Source organism: Amycolatopsis sp. CA-126428 (genome assembly GCF_002904335.1).
Taxonomy (GTDB): Bacteria; Actinomycetota; Actinomycetes; order Mycobacteriales; family Pseudonocardiaceae; genus Amycolatopsis.
In genome coordinates, this window is record NZ_PPHF01000019.1 from 1 (window position 1) to 15,175 (window position 15,175).

At 72.6% G+C, this 15,175-nt stretch carries 20 protein-coding genes; 12 read left to right on the plus strand and 8 right to left on the minus strand.

The features are described from left to right. Positions 1-95 precede the first annotated feature (95 nt). Both C2L58_RS04215 and C2L58_RS04220 read right to left on the minus strand, forming a co-directional pair. Complete coding sequence (locus tag C2L58_RS04215) at positions 96-512, minus strand: hypothetical protein (protein ID WP_103335992.1); 417 nt, start codon at positions 510-512, stop codon at positions 96-98. Further along, on the minus strand, positions 503-1,876 hold the full coding sequence (locus tag C2L58_RS04220; protein WP_233225543.1) for an alpha/beta hydrolase: 1,374 nt from the start codon (positions 1,874-1,876) through the stop codon (positions 503-505). Before C2L58_RS04220 ends, C2L58_RS04215 begins: the two co-directional genes overlap by 10 nt. 59 nt (positions 1,877-1,935) lie before the next feature. On the opposite strand from C2L58_RS04220, the gene C2L58_RS04225 reads away from it, so the two are divergent. Further along, the gene (locus C2L58_RS04225; protein WP_103335994.1) at positions 1,936-2,481 is read left to right on the plus strand and encodes a helix-turn-helix domain-containing protein; all 546 of its coding nucleotides are present in this window, start codon (positions 1,936-1,938) and stop codon (positions 2,479-2,481) included. Between the two features lie 26 nt (positions 2,482-2,507). After that, a complete protein-coding gene (locus C2L58_RS04230; protein ID WP_103335995.1) occupies positions 2,508-3,443 on the plus strand; it encodes a D-2-hydroxyacid dehydrogenase family protein in 936 nt (311 codons plus the stop codon). On the opposite strand, the gene C2L58_RS49730 is transcribed toward C2L58_RS04230, so the two are convergent. The 5 genes from C2L58_RS49730 to C2L58_RS04255 form a co-directional block, all read right to left on the minus strand. Continuing rightward, complete coding sequence (locus C2L58_RS49730) at positions 3,404-4,150, minus strand: hypothetical protein (RefSeq protein WP_199191093.1); 747 nt, start codon at positions 4,148-4,150, stop codon at positions 3,404-3,406. The two genes, C2L58_RS04230 and C2L58_RS49730, sit on opposite strands and share 40 nt — an antisense overlap. Before the next feature lie 90 nt (positions 4,151-4,240). After that, entirely contained in the window at positions 4,241-5,056 is an 816-nt protein-coding gene (locus tag C2L58_RS04240; protein ID WP_103335997.1) for a serine hydrolase domain-containing protein, read from the minus strand. A gap of 84 nt (positions 5,057-5,140) precedes the next feature. Further along, on the minus strand, positions 5,141-5,407 hold the full coding sequence (locus C2L58_RS04245) for an HPr family phosphocarrier protein (protein ID WP_103335999.1): 267 nt from the start codon (positions 5,405-5,407) through the stop codon (positions 5,141-5,143). A 38-nt stretch (positions 5,408-5,445) separates the two neighbouring features. Continuing rightward, positions 5,446-6,678 (minus strand): PTS transporter subunit EIIC, encoded by a 1,233-nt coding sequence (locus C2L58_RS04250; protein WP_103336000.1) that lies wholly within the window; start codon positions 6,676-6,678, stop codon positions 5,446-5,448. Further along, complete coding sequence (locus tag C2L58_RS04255) at positions 6,675-7,463, minus strand: GntR family transcriptional regulator (protein ID WP_103336002.1); 789 nt, start codon at positions 7,461-7,463, stop codon at positions 6,675-6,677. The genes C2L58_RS04250 and C2L58_RS04255 overlap by 4 nt, the downstream gene beginning before the upstream one ends. A 242-nt stretch (positions 7,464-7,705) precedes the next feature. On the opposite strand from C2L58_RS04255, the gene C2L58_RS04260 reads away from it, so the two are divergent. Both C2L58_RS04260 and C2L58_RS04265 read left to right on the plus strand, forming a co-directional pair. Continuing rightward, on the plus strand, positions 7,706-7,945 hold the full coding sequence (locus C2L58_RS04260) for a glucose PTS transporter subunit EIIB (protein WP_199191094.1): 240 nt from the start codon (positions 7,706-7,708) through the stop codon (positions 7,943-7,945). Next, a complete protein-coding gene (locus C2L58_RS04265; protein WP_103336005.1) occupies positions 7,942-8,397 on the plus strand; it encodes a PTS sugar transporter subunit IIA in 456 nt (151 codons plus the stop codon). Before C2L58_RS04260 ends, C2L58_RS04265 begins: the two co-directional genes overlap by 4 nt. 70 nt (positions 8,398-8,467) lie before the next feature. Here C2L58_RS04265 and C2L58_RS04270 read toward each other — a convergent pair whose 3' ends face one another. After that, entirely contained in the window at positions 8,468-8,905 is a 438-nt protein-coding gene (locus C2L58_RS04270; RefSeq protein ID WP_103336007.1) for a ubiquinol-cytochrome c reductase iron-sulfur subunit, read from the minus strand. A gap of 105 nt (positions 8,906-9,010) precedes the next feature. On the opposite strand from C2L58_RS04270, the gene C2L58_RS04275 reads away from it, so the two are divergent. From C2L58_RS04275 to C2L58_RS04310, 8 genes are all read left to right on the plus strand, one after another. Further along, entirely contained in the window at positions 9,011-9,379 is a 369-nt protein-coding gene (locus C2L58_RS04275) for a hypothetical protein (protein ID WP_103336009.1), read from the plus strand. Between the two features lie 4 nt (positions 9,380-9,383). Further along, entirely contained in the window at positions 9,384-9,896 is a 513-nt protein-coding gene (locus C2L58_RS04280) for a sigma-70 family RNA polymerase sigma factor (protein ID WP_103336010.1), read from the plus strand. Then, positions 9,893-10,549 carry an anti-sigma factor family protein gene (locus C2L58_RS04285; RefSeq protein ID WP_103336012.1) on the plus strand — a complete coding sequence of 219 codons (657 nt, stop codon included), beginning with the start codon at positions 9,893-9,895 and terminating at the stop codon, positions 10,547-10,549. The genes C2L58_RS04280 and C2L58_RS04285 overlap by 4 nt, the downstream gene beginning before the upstream one ends. A gap of 355 nt (positions 10,550-10,904) precedes the next feature. Beyond that, complete coding sequence (aroC, locus tag C2L58_RS04290; protein ID WP_103336014.1) at positions 10,905-12,092, plus strand: chorismate synthase; 1,188 nt, start codon at positions 10,905-10,907, stop codon at positions 12,090-12,092. Beyond that, positions 12,089-12,613: a shikimate kinase gene (locus C2L58_RS04295; protein ID WP_199191095.1), complete on the plus strand. Its 525-nt coding sequence runs from the start codon at positions 12,089-12,091 to the stop codon at positions 12,611-12,613. Before aroC ends, C2L58_RS04295 begins: the two co-directional genes overlap by 4 nt. Positions 12,614-12,636: 23 nt before the next feature. Further along, positions 12,637-13,746 carry a 3-dehydroquinate synthase gene (gene aroB, locus C2L58_RS04300; RefSeq protein ID WP_103336270.1) on the plus strand — a complete coding sequence of 370 codons (1,110 nt, stop codon included), beginning with the start codon at positions 12,637-12,639 and terminating at the stop codon, positions 13,744-13,746. Next, on the plus strand, positions 13,743-14,174 hold the full coding sequence (gene aroQ / locus C2L58_RS04305; protein ID WP_103336017.1) for a type II 3-dehydroquinate dehydratase: 432 nt from the start codon (positions 13,743-13,745) through the stop codon (positions 14,172-14,174). Before aroB ends, aroQ begins: the two co-directional genes overlap by 4 nt. Next, on the plus strand, positions 14,171-15,079 hold the full coding sequence (locus C2L58_RS04310; RefSeq protein ID WP_103336018.1) for a GNAT family N-acetyltransferase: 909 nt from the start codon (positions 14,171-14,173) through the stop codon (positions 15,077-15,079). The genes aroQ and C2L58_RS04310 overlap by 4 nt, the downstream gene beginning before the upstream one ends. Positions 15,080-15,175 lie beyond the last annotated feature (96 nt).

Sequence of the window (15,175 nt, forward strand, 5' to 3'; positions counted from 1 at the left end):
ACGCTACGAGCCAGATCACCAGCGGCCAGGAATCCAACCACCGCAGCAGCGGCAACATCACCCTGACACTGAGCTGCACGTTAGCGCCGCGGGCGTCAGGGAGCCGGGAAGGGCGGGGCCTGCGGCATGCCGTGGTAGGGCAGCGGTGCCGGCGCGGGCGGGGGCGGGGCCAGGTGGCGGCGCCGGATGCCGTTGAAGACCAGGACGTTGAGCAGGTGCATGACGCCGAGCACGAGCGCCACCGTGCCGATCTTGACCGACAGCAGCTCGAACACCCCGCGCGCGGTCAGGTCCCGGGTGCTGCTGGTCAGGAACAGTGTCACGAAGCCCAGGCTGACCAGGTAGAAGCCGACGACCAGCAGCTGGTTGACGGCGTTGGCCAGGCCGGGGCTGTCCGCGAAGACCTCGGTGAGGAAGGTGCGGCCGTGCTTGCTCAGCGTCCGGGCGACGAGCACGGTCAGCGGAATGCTGAGCAGCAGGTAGAGCGCGTACGCGACGATGATCAGGTCCATGGTTCCTCCTCGTTTTGAACGTGTTCAAGAAGTACGGTAGCCCGGTTTGTGAACACGTTCAAGAGGGCTGCGTCACGCCGGTCGTTACCGGGGTGTGGTGCACGCTCAGTGCGTCGAACCCAGTCCGCGATGTCGGCGACCACGGCCGGGTCGACGTGCTGCGGCGTCTCGTACGCCGCAGGCGTGGACGGTCCTTCACCGCGGAAGAACAGGTGGTCGTCGGCGTCGTGGACGCGGATCGTGACGTCGGGCCGGTGGGCCAGGCCCTCCTGCCAGCGCGCGAGGTCGCCGGTCACGGTCACCTGGTAGTCGCGGCCGCCCTGCAGGACGAGGATCGGCTTGGCCAGCCCGGCCGCGGTCGCGACCGGGTCGTAGCCGCGCAGGTCCAGCCAGTACGAAGCCGGCCAGCCGAACAGCAGGTCCGCCGCCGGGGCCGCGGGGGACAGGCCGGGGTCCTCGACGAGCGCCGCCTGCCGCGCGACCGCCTCGACGGCCGCCGTGGTGGCCGGGCCGGGGTTCAGCTCGGCCAGGTAGCGGGCGACCCGGACGGCCGCCCGGCTCAGCGGCAGCGTGTCACCGGCCAGGCTGACCACGCCGGCCACCGACGGCTCGGCGGCCGCCACCCGGGGAGCCGCCTTGCCGCCGCCACTGAGCCCCAGGACGAACACCCGCGCCGGGTCCACCTTCCGCCGCCGCTGGAGCAGGCGGACGGCGGCGACCGCGTGCGGCACGTACTCCTCGACCATCGTGAAGCCGGCCGCGGAGCCGGCCTCGGGGTGGACGTGGGTCACCTTGTCGAACCGGGCCACCGCGACGCCGCGGGAAGCCAGCCCCCACGCCAGGTCCTTGAACGGCTTGTTGGGCCCGGTCGTCAGGTCGCGGTCGGCGGGCCCCGACGTGAGCAGCACCAGGCCTGGCCACGGCCCGCGCCCCCGGGGCCGGGTGATCGTGCCGGGCACCGCGAGCGGCCCGGTGCCGACGGTGACCTCGTGCTCGGTGAACCGGTCCGGCTCGGCGTAGGCCGGCGGCTCCCAGGTCGTGCCGGACGGCGGTGCGAGCCGGAGGCCGTGCAGCAGGCCGGCGTCGTCGACCGACATGACCACCGTGAGGCCCCCGTGCGCTCCGGTCACCGGGACGCGCACCCGGACCAGCCCCGCCTTGGCCGGCTCGCTCACCGGGGCACCGACCGCCCGGACCGCCCCGATCTTGGCGATCTCCGTCTCCCAGCCGACGCGGAGCGTCTCGGCGGACGCCGCCGCCCGCAGCCGCGGCGCGAACAGCGCCTCGACCTCCGCGTAGCGTCCCGCGGCTGTCATGCCGACGACCGCCGTGGCGACCGCTGCCGGATCCGTGCCTGTCTTCATCTCTACCCCCACCGTTCTCGGATTTTGCGAACGGTATCACCATATGAGACCGTTGGGCAGTGGACACCTTGGAACTGCTGGGCCACCCGGTGCGGCTGCGGATCGTGCACGCCATGCGGGGCGGCCGGACGCTGACCACCGCGGAGCTCGGCGCGCTCCTGCCGGACGTCTCGAAAGCCATGGTCTACCGGCACGTCGACCTGCTCGCCGCCGGCGGCGTCCTGGAGGTGGCCGACGAACGCCGGGTCCGCGGCGCGGTCGAACGCCACTACCGGTTGCGCCGGGAGCGGGCCTCCATCGATTCCGGCACGGCCGCGTCGATGTCGCCCGACGACCACCGGCGCGGGTTCGCCGTGGCGCTGGCCGCCCTGGTCGCCGAGTTCAACGCCTACCTCGACCGCGACGACGCCGACCCGCTCGCCGACCCCGTCGGCTACCAGCAGCACGCGGTCTGGCTCGACCGGGACGAGCTCGCCGCGCTGGTCGGCGAACTGCGCGCCGCGATCCTCCCCCGGCTGGCCAACCCGGCCGCGCCCGGGCGCACCCGGTACCTGCTCAGCCCGATCCTGTTCCCCAGTGAGCCGCCCGCCACCGGGAGCGGCTGAACCGCCCCACCTACTACGGTGAGGCCATGCGGATCGCCATTCTCGACGACTACCAGAACGTCGCCCTCACCTTCGGTGACTGGGACTCGCTCAAGGCCGACATCACGGTCTTCACCGAGCCCCTGACCGACGTCGTCAAGCAGTTGCAGGGCTTCGAAGCGGTGGTCGCGATGCGGGAGCGCACCCGGTTCCCGGCCGCGGTGCTCGACGCCCTCCCGGACCTGAAGCTCCTGGTCAGCACGGGCAAGCGGAACGCGGCCATCGACGTGGCGGCGGCGCAGCGCAACGGTGTCGTCGTGTCCGCCACCGGGTACATCGGGGAGCCGACCGCCGAGCACACCTGGGCGCTCATCCTGGCCGCGTCGCGGAACCTGCCGCAGGAGTTCCGGTCGATGCGCGAGGGCGGCTGGCAGACCTCCGTCGGCACCATGCTGCACGGCAAGACGCTCGGCCTGCTCGGCCTCGGCCGGCTCGGCGCGGGCGCGGCGAAGATCGGGCAGGCCTTCGGGATGGAAACCATCGCCTGGAGCCAGAACCTGACGCAGGAGAAGGCGGACCCGCACGGCGTCACCGCGGTGACCAAGGACGAGCTGTTCGCCCGCTCGGACGTGCTGTCCGTCCACCTGGTCCTCGGCGACCGCACCCGCGGCCTGGTCGGGGCGGCGGAGCTCGCCGCGATGAAGCCGACGGCGCTGCTGGTGAACACCTCGCGCGGCCCGATCGTCGACGAAGCGGCGTTGGTGGACGCGTTGCGGCGCAAGGAGATCCGCGCGGCCGCGCTGGACGTCTACGACACCGAGCCGTTCCCCGCCGACCATCCACTGAGGACACTCGACAACGCGGTCCTGACGCCGCACATCGGCTTCGTCGCCCGCGAGGTCTACGAGATCTTCTACGGCGACGCGGTCGAGGACATCGCGGCCTACCAGGCGGGGGAGCCCATCCGCGTCATGGCGGAGTGACGAAGGTGTGCGGCCCGCCGGGGCCCGAGGTCCCCGCACCGGCCCTGCGGCGGGCCTGCACCTCTTGATGACACCACTCGCGCCCGGCCGGCGGCAGGGTCTTTGGACCCTGTCCCGCCGGGCCGTTGGGCATTCCGGCCGGGTCGGCGAATTTCCCTCAGGGAAAGGGAACCGCGCCGGGCGCGCAGGTCTTCCCCGCCGGCGGCGCGGCCAGGTCCGTCAGGTACCGCACCACGGCCGCCGTACGGCCGGCGCACGCTTTCCCCGGCGGCGAGCGCGGCGTAGTCCGCGGGCGACTGCGGGTTGTCGCTGTCGACGCACTGGACGGCCAGGAAGCCGGGGGAGTGCGCCGGCACGTACGGGTCGAGCACCGGCACCGCGGGGCCCGGATCCGCCGGCATCGCGGCCAGCGTCTGCGCGAGCCGCTTCCACCGGCCGGACTGGTACAGCGCGCTGGTGACCGTCTTCAGCAGGGAAGCCACGCCCGGCCCGCGTGACGCGTGCGCGAGGATCCCGGCGAACTTCCGCTTCGGATCGCCCGCGGAGAAGGCGCACTTCGGCCCGGCCGCGGCGCACACCGCGAAGAACCGGTCCAGTTCTTCTTCCTGCGCGCCGGCGACCTCGGCCCGCACGTCCACCGGCTGCTTTTCCTGGCCCGGCTTCCCGGTGGCGTTCGCGACCAGGTCGAGCGTGCCGTCGAGGGTCATCGCGCGCACCCGGTCCGGGAACAGGTGCGGGCGCGGCCGCGGGGGCACTGCACGCGGCGAGCAGCAGGAGGGTGGCGAGGAGGACTCGCTTCACGCGCCCAGTTCCGCCAGGACGGCGTCGGTGTAGTGCGGCCAGACTTGGGTGGCCCAGGGGCCGAAGGCGCGGTCGGTCAGTGCGACGCAGGCCGCGCCGGCGTCCGGGTCGACCCAGAGGAACGTGCCGGACTGGCCGAAGTGGCCGAAGGTCCGCGGTGAGCTGTGCGCGCCGGTCCAGTGCGGGCTCTTGTGGTCGCGGATCTCGAAGCCGAGGCCCCAGTCGTTGGGCTTCTGGTGGCCGAAGCCGGGCAGCACGCCGGAAAGCCCGGGGAACACGACGTTCGTCGCCTCGGTGACGGTGGCCGGGTCCAGCAGCTTCGGGGCCTGCAGCTCGGCGGCGAAGGCGGCCAGGTCGTCCACAGTGGACACCGCGCCGGAGGCGGGTGAGCCCTCCAGCACGGTCGAAGTCATGCCGAGCGGGGCGAACAGCGCCTCGGCCTGGTACTGCGCGAAGGGAATGCCGGAGTGCTCGGCGAGCGCATCGGCCAGCTGCTCGAACCCGGCGTTGGAGTAGAGCCGCCGCGTGCCCGGCGGGGCCATCGCCTTGTGCGCGTCGAAGGCCAGCCCGGAGGTGTGGGCGAGCAGGTGCCGCACGGTCGAGCCCTCGGGCCCGGCCGGGGTGTCGAGCTCGACGACGCCTTCCTCGACCGCGATGAGCGCGGCGTAGGCGGTCAGCGGCTTGGAGACCGAGGCCAGCCGGAACTTGCGCGCCGTGTCGCCGTGGCTGCCCACGACGCTCCCCTCCGCCGCCACCACGGCCGTCGCGGCGTTGTCCACCGGCCACTCGTCGATCAGGCGCACGCTCTCCATGGGGCCAGCCTACGAAACGCCGCGAAGGCCCCCGCACCGGCTGTCGGGGAGCCGGTACGGAGGCCTTCGCGGGGGGATCGGTACTCAGGCGTCCAGGTCGGTGGCGACCAGCTGGGCGACCGCTTCCACGGCCTCCTCGGCGCCCTCGCCCTCGGCGCTGATGACGACCTCGTCGCCGTAACCGGCGGCCAGCGTCATCAGGTTGAGCACGCTGCCGGCGGCCACCGGGTTTCCGCCGGCCTTGGCGATCTGCACCGCGACGGGCTGCGCCGCGGCCGCCTTCGCCACCAGCGCGGCCGGCCGGGCGTGCAGCCCCACCTTGCTGGCCACGGCGACGCGTTTCTCCGGCATGTTCGTCCTCTCCCTACTGGTATACGTCGGTACGGATCTTACTTCGCGGCGGTCCGCTCGAGGTCCGACTCGATCGAGTCGTCCTCGCGGCCCGGGGTGCGCAGGTTCCACTTCGTGATGACGATCCGGAACACGAAGTAGTAGATCACCCCGAAGACGAGCCCGATCGGGATGAGCAGCCACGCCTTGTGCGCGGTGTCCAGGCTCGAGTTGAGCAGGAAGTCGATCCCGCCGGCGGAGAAGGAGAAGCCGAGGTGGATGTCCAGGGCGTTCACCAGCGCCAGCGACACGCCGGTCATGATCGCGTGGAAGATGTACAGCGGCCACGCGACGAACATGAACGAGAACTCGATCGGCTCGGTGACACCGGTGATGAACGAGGTCAGCGCGGCCGCGATCATCACACCGCCGACGATCTTCTTCTGCGCCGGGCGCGCGGTCTGCCAGATCGCGAGCGCCGCGGCCGGCAGCGCGAACATGAAGATCGGGAAGAACCCGGTCATGAACGCGCCCGAACCCTGCACGTGGCTGAAGAAGTTCGTCAGGTCGCCGCCGTTGAAGATGAACCACATCGGGACGTTCAGCAGCTGGTGCAGACCGACCGGGATGAGCAGGCGGTTGAAGAAGCCGTAGATGCCGCCACCGATGACCGGCTGGCCGACGATCGCCTCGCCGAGGTTGTGGATGCCCGCGTCGACGTACTTGAAGACGATCCCGAAGAGCACGCCCAGGATGATCATGGTGAAGGCGGTGATGATCGGGACGAACCGCCGGCCACCGAAGAACGCCAGCCACGCGGGCAGCTTGATCCGGTGGTACCGCTGCCACAGCAGGGCGGCGACGATACCCGACACGATGCCGGTCAGGACGCTGTAGGGCCAGTGCAGCGGTGAGCTGTCCCAGGCCGGCTTGTAGCCCGCCTGGGTGCTGACCGGCGCGATGGCCTGGATCACGCGGTTGAAGACGACCCAGCCGACGGCCGCGGCGACGGCCGTGGAGCCGTCACCCTTGCGCGCGAAGCCGACCGCGATGCCGATCGCGAAGAGCAGGGGCAGGAAGTCGAAGAGCGCGTTGCCCGCCGCGCCGATGACGGCGGCGACCTTGTCCCAGCCGAGGCCGTCCTTGCCGAGCAGGTCGTCCTGCCCGAACCGGAGCAGGATGCCCGCCGCAGGGAGCGTGGCGATGGGGAGCATGAGGCTGCGGCCGAAGCGCTGCAGGCCGGCGAGACCTCCGCCGCCCTTCTTCGCCCCCTCCGCGGTGGTGGTGCTCATCTGGATCCTCCATAGTGGGGTGGTTGACCGGGTTCCGGGGTGTTCCGGTCCAACTGCATGGTCACCTGGTAGTGATCTCCCCGGTACCAGGACGTGATGTCTTCGATCGGGTCGCCGTTCGCGCTGGAGACCCGCCGGAACACGAGCAGGGGACTGCCGGCACGCATGCCGAGCAGCCGGGCCGTCTCGCGGTCCGCGCCTTCGGCCCAGACCGTCTGCCACGCCTGGTCGGGACGCACACCGTACGTCTCGGCCAGTTGCGAGTAAATGGACTGGGTCAGGTCGAGCCCGAGCAGGCCGGGAGCCCGGCCCGCGTGGTACCAGCCGCGCTCGACGGCCAGGGGCACGCCGTCGGCGTGGCGCAGCCGCACCAGGTGGTGCGCGGACGCGCCCTCGGTCAGGCCGAGGGCGTGTGCCGAGGCGGTGGGCGGCACCTCGGTGGCCGCCGAGACCACCTCGGTCGTCGGGGTCAGCCCCCGCCTCCGCATGTCGTCGGTGAACGACATCAGGTAGAGCTGCAGCTCCATCCGCCGGGCCGCGGTGAACGTGCCCTTGCCGCGGACCCGGGCGAGCAGGCCCTCCTCGACCAGCTTGCCGATCGCCGACCGGACCGTGAGCCGCGACACGCCGTAGCGCTGGGCCAGCTCGCGTTCCGACGGGATCGGCGCACCCGGCGGGAGCTCGCGCTCCACCGTGCGGCGGAGGATTTCCCGCAGCTGGGCGTGCTTGGGCGTGGGCCCGTTGACGACCCGGTCGGGTGGCGGGACGTGCGCGGCCGCGCTCATCGGCGTCACCCTCCTCGTTCTCGTGCCACCGGGGACCGATACTCGCATCCGGCCCCGAACATTGGTACGTTCCGGTCTAGACCAATGATCTGATGGGGCAGGATGCTCCGCCGCGCGGACGGGTGTCAACCACCGTTATCCGTTCGTGGCCCGCGGCGGGGTGCATGCGGGCGAACGGCGTAGTACAGGTGGACACGCGGTTCGCGTCAGGTTGGGAACAAACAGTGATCAAGGAGACCGCGATGGCGGATGACAGGCCCGAAAAGATCCTCGCCGCGCTCGGCGGCAAGGAGAATCTCACCGAGATCGAGGGCTGCATCACGCGGCTGCGCTGCGAGGTCGAGGACATGAGCCTCGTCGACGAGGGCGCGCTCAAGAAGGCCGGCGCCATGGGCGTGGTCAAGATGGGGTCGGCGGCCCTGCAGGTGATCGTCGGGCCGGAGGCGGACACCATCGCCAGCGACATCGAGGACCTGCTGTGACGTTCGACGTCCTCAGCCCGGTCGCCGGCCGGGTGGTGCCCATCACCGAGGTCCCGGACCCGGTGTTCGCGCAGGCCATGGTGGGTCCGGGCCTCGCGGTGCAGCCCGCGGGCGGCCGGTCGGACGCGGTCGCCCCGGTCGACGGCACGGTGGCGACGCTGCACCCGCACGCCTACGTCATCGCGACCGAGGGCGGCCAGGCCGTGCTGGTCCACCTGGGCATCGACACGGTCAAGGAGAAGGGCGAGGGCTTCACGCTGCACGTCGTCAAGGGCGAGCAGGTGCGGGCCGGTCAGCCGATCGTCAGCTGGGACCCGGAGGCGGTGACCGCGGCGGGCTACTCGGCGATCGTCCCGGTCGTCGCGCTGGACGCCTCGGCGGAGGTTTTGTCCGGTTTGGACACCGAGCACGAGGTCGCCGCCGGCGACCGGCTGTTCGCCTGGGACGCCTGAGTTCTCAGTGTCACGCGAACGGGCCCTGGTGGATCATCGTCCACCAGGGCCCGTTCGCGCGTCCGGCTCGTCAGCCGGTGACGACCTTCCCGTTCTCGACCTTGACCGGCACCGACGGCAGCGGCTTCTTCGCCGGGCCCTGCTTGACCTCGCCGGTGAGCGCGTTGAACACCGAACCGTGGCAGGGGCAGACCAGGTCGGCGCCCTTCGGTGTGACGGTGCAGCCCTGGTGCGTGCACACGGCGCTGAACGCGGCGCAGGCCGACTCGGACGTGCGGGCCACGATCACGTCGGACCCGTCCGGGGCCTTCGCCGCCTTCGCCTGCCCGACCGGGACTTCGGCGAGCGCGACCAGCGGCGTCCCGGCGGCGATCGGCGCCTGCGCGGTGCCCGATTTGCCGTTCGATTCCGACGAGCAGGCGGTGAGGGCGACGGCGCCGACGGCGGCACCGGCGACGGCGGCACCGGTGGACAGGACGGTGCGGCGGGAGTGCAGTTCGGCTGTCATGACCTAAAGAACGAAAGCGCCACCCGTTCGGTTCAATTCCCGGTGAACCGGATCGCCCCCTGTTCCGTGTATGTACCGGAGTGGGTGTGGAGTGGAGGAACGATCATGGTGAGTTGGGTTCTACGCATCGTCGTGGCGGCCGCGCTGCTCGGCTCGGCGGGCGTGCACTACTTCTTGTGGACGCAGGGGTACTCGGGCATCACCGGCACGCTGTTCCTGCTCGACGCGATCGCCGGGCTGGTGCTCGCGATCGCCGTCCTGGCCTGGCGGCACTGGCTGCCGGCGCTGGGTGCGGCCGGGTTCGGGGCGCTGACGCTCGGCGCGTACGTGCTGGCCGCGACCGTCGGGTTCATGGGCAACCACGACCAGTTCGACAGCCAGCCGGAGTACTGGGGCGTCATCACCGAGGCGGTCTGCATCGTGGGCGGTCTGGCGCTGCTGTTCGTGAAGGACCGGCGCCGGGTCGCGGCCTGAGTTCGTGGGCGAGGTCGCCGAAGAGGCGCTCATGCGGGCGCTGCACGAGGAGCACGCGACCGCGCTGTGGTCCTACGCGCTGCACCTGACCTCCGGTGACCGGATCCGGGCCGAGGACGTCGTCCAGGAGACGCTGCTGCGGGCCTGGCGGTCGCCGGCGGTGCTGGACCAGTCGCAGGGGTCGGCGCGGGCGTGGCTGTTCACGGTCGCCCGGCGGATCGCGATCGACGGCTGGCGGTCGGCGTCGGCCCGCTCGGAGGTGACGACCGACCGGCCGCCGGACCGCGTGGTCGCCGACGGCACCGACCGCGCGGTGCAGGGCTGGCTGGTCGCCGAGGCGCTGGCCGAGCTGTCGGAACGGCACCGCGAGGTGCTGCTGCTGTGCTACTTCCAGGGGTATTCGGTCGCCGACGCGGCGCTGAAGCTGGGGGTGGCCGAAGGGACGGTCAAGTCGCGCACGCACTACGCGTTGCGCGCACTCCGCCTGGTGCTCGAGGAGAGGGGAGTGACCCAGTGAGCGAAGACCCCTTCGCGACGTTCGACGCCGCCTACGTGCTGGGGGCGCTCGCCCCCGAGGACCGGCAGCGCTTCGAGGAGCACCTGCGTTCGTGCGACCGGTGCGCGGCTTCGGTGCGCGAGCTGGCGGGGCTGCCCGGGCTGCTGGCCAGGGTCGACTCCCCGACGACCGTCCCGGACGCCGGCCCGCCCCCGCCGGACCTGCTGCCGGCGGTGCTCCGCCGCGTCCGGCGCGGCCGCCGGATCCGGTTCGCGGTGACGACGGCTTCGGCGGCGGTCGCGGTGGCGGCCTGCGTCGCCCTGGGCGTGGTGGTGGCTTTGCCGGCTTCGGCTCCGGTTCCGCCCGCGGTGCCGCCGCCGGTCGCGATGACGGCGCTGGGCCAGTTCCCGGTCCGCGCGGACGCCCGCCTGGCGGCGTTCGACTGGGGCACGCAGGTCGACATGTCGTGCAGCTACACGGGCACCCGCAGCGGCGGCGACTACCTCCTCGTGGCGGTCTCCCGCACCGGGACGGAGACGCAGCTGGCGACCTGGAAGGCGGTCCCGGACGACACGGCCCGCATCGTGATCGGCACGGCCGTGCGGCGACCCGACCTGGCGGCCCTGGAGATCCGCTTGGCGAGCGGCCTCCCCCTGCTCCGGCTGACGTTGTGAGACCGGTGGCTCATCCGGGCCGCAGGGGGTCCCGGATGAGCCACCACCCGTGATCGAAGAGCCAACACGCGTGATCCAGAAGCCGACACGCGTGATCCGGGAGTCGACACACGCACGGTCGCCGTGTCGACTCCTCAATCACGCGAGTCGACCTCCCCATCACGCGAGTCGACCCTTCAATCACGCGATCCGACCCTCTGGGTACGCCAACCGACCTTCCAGGGACGCCGGCCGACCCTCCGGGTACGCCAACCGGCCGTCCGGAAACGCGACGCCGGCCGCCCCGGCTCTCCGCCGTGCCGGGTGACCGGAGGCACGTCCCGGCCCGCGTCGCGCCCGTGACAGGATTGAGCCCATGTTGCGCTGGATCACCGCAGGTGAATCGCACGGACCCGCGCTGGCGGCCGTGCTCGAAGGCATGCCCGCCGGGGTTGCCGTCACCACCGCCGACGTCACCGAGCAGCTGGCCCGGCGCCGTCTCGGCTTCGGCCGCAGCCCGCGGATGGGCTTCGAGACCGACCACATCGAGTTCCTCGGCGGCGTCCGCCACGGCCTCACCCAGGGCGGCCCGGTCGCGGTGCAGATCGAGAACGCCGAGTGGCCCAAGTGGGAGCAGGTCATGGCGGCCGACCCGGTCGACCCGCAGATCCTCGAAGGCCTCGCGCGCAACGAACCGCTCACCCGGCCCCGCCCCGGCCACGCGGACCTGCCCGGCATGCAGAAGTACGGCTTCGAGGAGGCCCGTCCCGTCCTGGAGCGCGCCAGCGCCCGGGAGACGGCGTCGCGGACCGCGCTCGGCACCGTCGCCCGCAACTTCCTGAAGCAGCTGCTCGACGTCGAGATCCTCAGCCACGTCGTCTCGATCGGCGGCGCGGCCGCGCCCGAGGGCCCGTTGCCCGTCGCCGCCGACCTGGCCGCCATCGACGAGAGCCCGGTGCGCGCCTTCAGCCAGGAAGGCACCGACGCGATGGTCGCCGAGGTGGACGCCGTGCGGAAGGCCGGCGACACCGTCGGCGGCGTGATCGAGGTGCTCGCCTACGGCCTCCCGCCGGGCCTCGGCTCGCACGTCCACTGGGATCGCCGGCTCGACGCGCGGCTGGCCGGCGCCCTGATGGGCGTCCAGGCGATGAAGGGCGTCGAGGTCGGTGACGGCTTCACGACCGCCCGTCGCTGGGGCAGCCAGGCGCACGACGAGATCGACCGCGGCACCGGCCCGGTCGGCGTCACCCGCCGGTCCAACCGCGCGGGCGGCCTGGAAGGCGGCATCACCAACGGCGAGCCGCTGCGCGTCCGGGTGGCCATGAAGCCGATTTCGACCGTCCCCAAAGCACTGTCCACAGTGGACGTCAAGACCGGCGAGCCCGCGGTGGCGATCCACCAGCGGTCCGACGTCTGCGCGGTGCCCCGCGCCGGGGTCGTGCTGGAGTCGGTGGTGGCGCTCGTCCTCGCCGACGCCGCGCTCGAGAAGTTCGGCGGCGACTCGCTCGCCGAGAGCAAGCGCAACGCCGAGGCGTACCTCAAGGCCCTCGAGGAGCGGTGGTGAGTCCCCGCGCGGTGATCGTCGGGCCGCCCGGTTCGGGCAAGAGCACGGTCGGGCCGCTGCTGGCGGCCGCGCTCGGCGTCGCGTTCCGGGACAGTGACGACGACATCGTCGCGCGCGCCGGGCGCAGCGTCTCCGACATCTTCGCCGATGACGGGGAACCGGCTTTCCGCGCGCTGGAAGAGGAAGCGGTCGCCACCGCGCTGGCGGAGCACGACGGCGTGCTCTCCCTCGGCGGCGGCGCGCCGCTCACCCCCGGCACCCGGGCCCGGCTGGCCCGGCACACCGTCGTGTTCCTCAGCGTCGGCCTCGCCGCCGGCGTGCAGCGCACCGGTCTTTCGAGCGCGCGGCCGCTGCTGGCCGGGGTGAACCCCCGCGCCACCTTCAAGAAACTGCTCGACGAGCGGGTGCCCGTCTACCGCGAGGTCGCCACCGTCGAGATCGTCACCGACGACCGGACGCCGTCCGAGATCGTCGCGCACCTCGTGGCGGAGCTCGCCGCGCCCGCCGAAGCCAAGGAGTGAGGAACCCCGTGTCCGATCCGGCGCTGTCCGATCCGGTGCGCATCCCGGTCGCCACCGCCCAGCCCTACGACGTCGTGGTCGGGCGCGGCCTGCTCGGCGACCTCACCGAGCACCTGGCCGGTGCCTCGAAGATCGCGCTGATCCACCCGCCGACGCTGACCGCCACGGCCGAGGCCATCCGCGACGAGCTGAACGCGGCGGGCCTCGACGCCCACCGCGTCGAGATCCCGGACGCCGAGGACGGCAAGGCCCTGACCGTCGCGGGCTTCTGCTGGGAGGTGCTCGGCCGGATGGGGCTGGACCGCCGCGGCGCCGTGGTGGGCCTCGGCGGTGGCGCGGTCACCGACCTCGCCGGGTTCGTCGCGGGCACGTGGATGCGCGGGGTCCGGCTGGTCAACGTGCCGACGACGCTGCTCGGCATGGTCGACGCCTCGGTCGGCGGCAAGACCGGCATCAACACCGAGGCCGGCAAGAACCTCGTCGGGGTGTTCCACGAGCCGAGCGCGGTGTTCGTCGACCTCGCGACGCTGGAGACGCTCCCGCCGAACGAGCTCGTCGCCGGGATGGCCGAGGTCGTCAAGGTGGGCTTCATCGCCGACCCGCGGATCCTCGAGCTGATCGAGGCCGACCCGGCCGCGGCGCTCGACCCGGCCGGCGACGTCCTGGCCGAGCTGGTCCGCCGGTCGATCCGGGTCAAGGCCGACGTCGTGGCCGCGGACCTGCGCGAGTCCGATCTGCGCGAGATCCTCAACTACGGCCACACCCTCGGCCACGCCATCGAGCGCCGCGAGCGGTACCGGTGGCGCCACGGCGCCGCGGTCAGCGTCGGGCTGGTGTTCGCCGCCGAGCTGGCACGGCTGGCCGGGCGGCTCGACGACGCCACGGCCGAGCGCCACGCGGCCGTGCTGAAGCTGCTCGGTCTGCCGACGACCTACGACGCCGACGCGCTGCCGCAGCTGCTGCAGACCATGAAGGGCGACAAGAAGTCGCGCTCCGGCGCGCTGCGGTTCGTCGTCCTCGACGCCCTCGGCAAGCCCGGCCGGCTCGAAGGCCCGGATCCGTCGCTGCTCGCGGCCGCCTACTCGGCGATCGCGGCGGAGCCGGCCGGCAGCGGGGGGAGCGTGCTGCTGTGAAGGCGTTCGTGTTCAACGGCCCCAACCTCGGCCGGCTCGGCAAGCGCGAGCCGTCGGTCTACGGCTCGACGACGCACGACGACCTCGCCGCGCTGTGCGTCAAGACCGGGGACGAGCTGGGGATCGAGGTCGAGGTCCGGCAGACCGACCACGAGGGCGAACTGGTCGGCTGGCTGCACGAAGCCGCCGACGGCGGGAATCCGGTGGTGCTCAACGCCGGCGCGTGGACGCACTACTCGATCGCCGTCCGCGACGCCGCGGCGCAGCTGAGCGCGCCGCTGATCGAGCTGCACATCTCCAACGTGCACAAGCGGGAGGCGTTCCGGCACCACAGCGTGCTTTCGGACATCGCGACGGCCGTGATCGCGGGCCTCGGGGTCGACGGCTACCCGCTCGCCCTGCGCTGGCTCGCCACCCACGCGGGATGACCCTGCTGGCGACGCCGCGGCTGACGCTGCGGCCGCTGACCGAGGCCGACCGCGAAGCCGTGGTGAAGGTGTTCGCCGACCCGGAGATGAGCCGGTTCTTCGCGGTGGACTTCGCCGACCCGGCCTCGGCGAACGCGATGGTGGATCGCCGCCTGGCCTACCGCGGCCCGGCCGGCCAGGGCCACTGGGTGATCGAGCGCGACGGCGCGGTCATCGGCGTCGCGCACCTGCGCCCGTCTTGGGAGCTGCCGGGCGAGGTGCCCGAGCTGGGCTACTACGTCGCGAGCGCGCACGCGGGGCAGGGCCTGGCCACCGAGGCCGCCCGCGCCCTGCTCGACCACGGGCTCGGCACGCTCGGGCTCCCGGCGGTGTGGGCGCTGGTCCACGAGCGGAACGCGGCGAGCCGGAAAGTGGCCGGGCGCCTGGGTTTCCTCGACGTCGGCAGCGGCGTCCACTACGGCGACCTGCACCGGGTGCTGGTGGCGCTGCCGGCGGTGCAGGGGCGGCCGCACCACATCGAGCTGTGGGTACCCGATCTCGCCGGAGCCGAGCGCAGCTGGGGCTGGCTGCTCGGCGAGCTGGGCTGGCGCGAGTTCCGGCGCTGGCCGGCCGGGGTCAGCTGGCGGCTCGGCGGAACGTACCTGGTGGCCGAGGCATCGCCGGCGCTGAGCGCGGCGGGGCATGAGCGCACGCGGCCGGGCTTGAACCACCTGGCCCTGCACGTGGCCACCCGGGCGGAGGTCGACGACCTCGCGGCCCGCGCGACGGCCCACGGCTGGCGGCCGCTGTTCGCGGACCGGTACCCGCACGCGGGCGGGCCTGCTCACTATGCCGCGTACCTGGAGAACGATGCCGGGTTCGAGGTTGAGCTGGTTGCGGCCGATGGGCCGCCCGCGGGGGTGTGATCGCGCTCGAGGGAGTGGCGGGTGAAGGGCCGCCCGCCGGGCGTGACCGCGCTCGAGGGTGACGGGCCGCCCGGCAGCCGGCCTCGGAACACAACC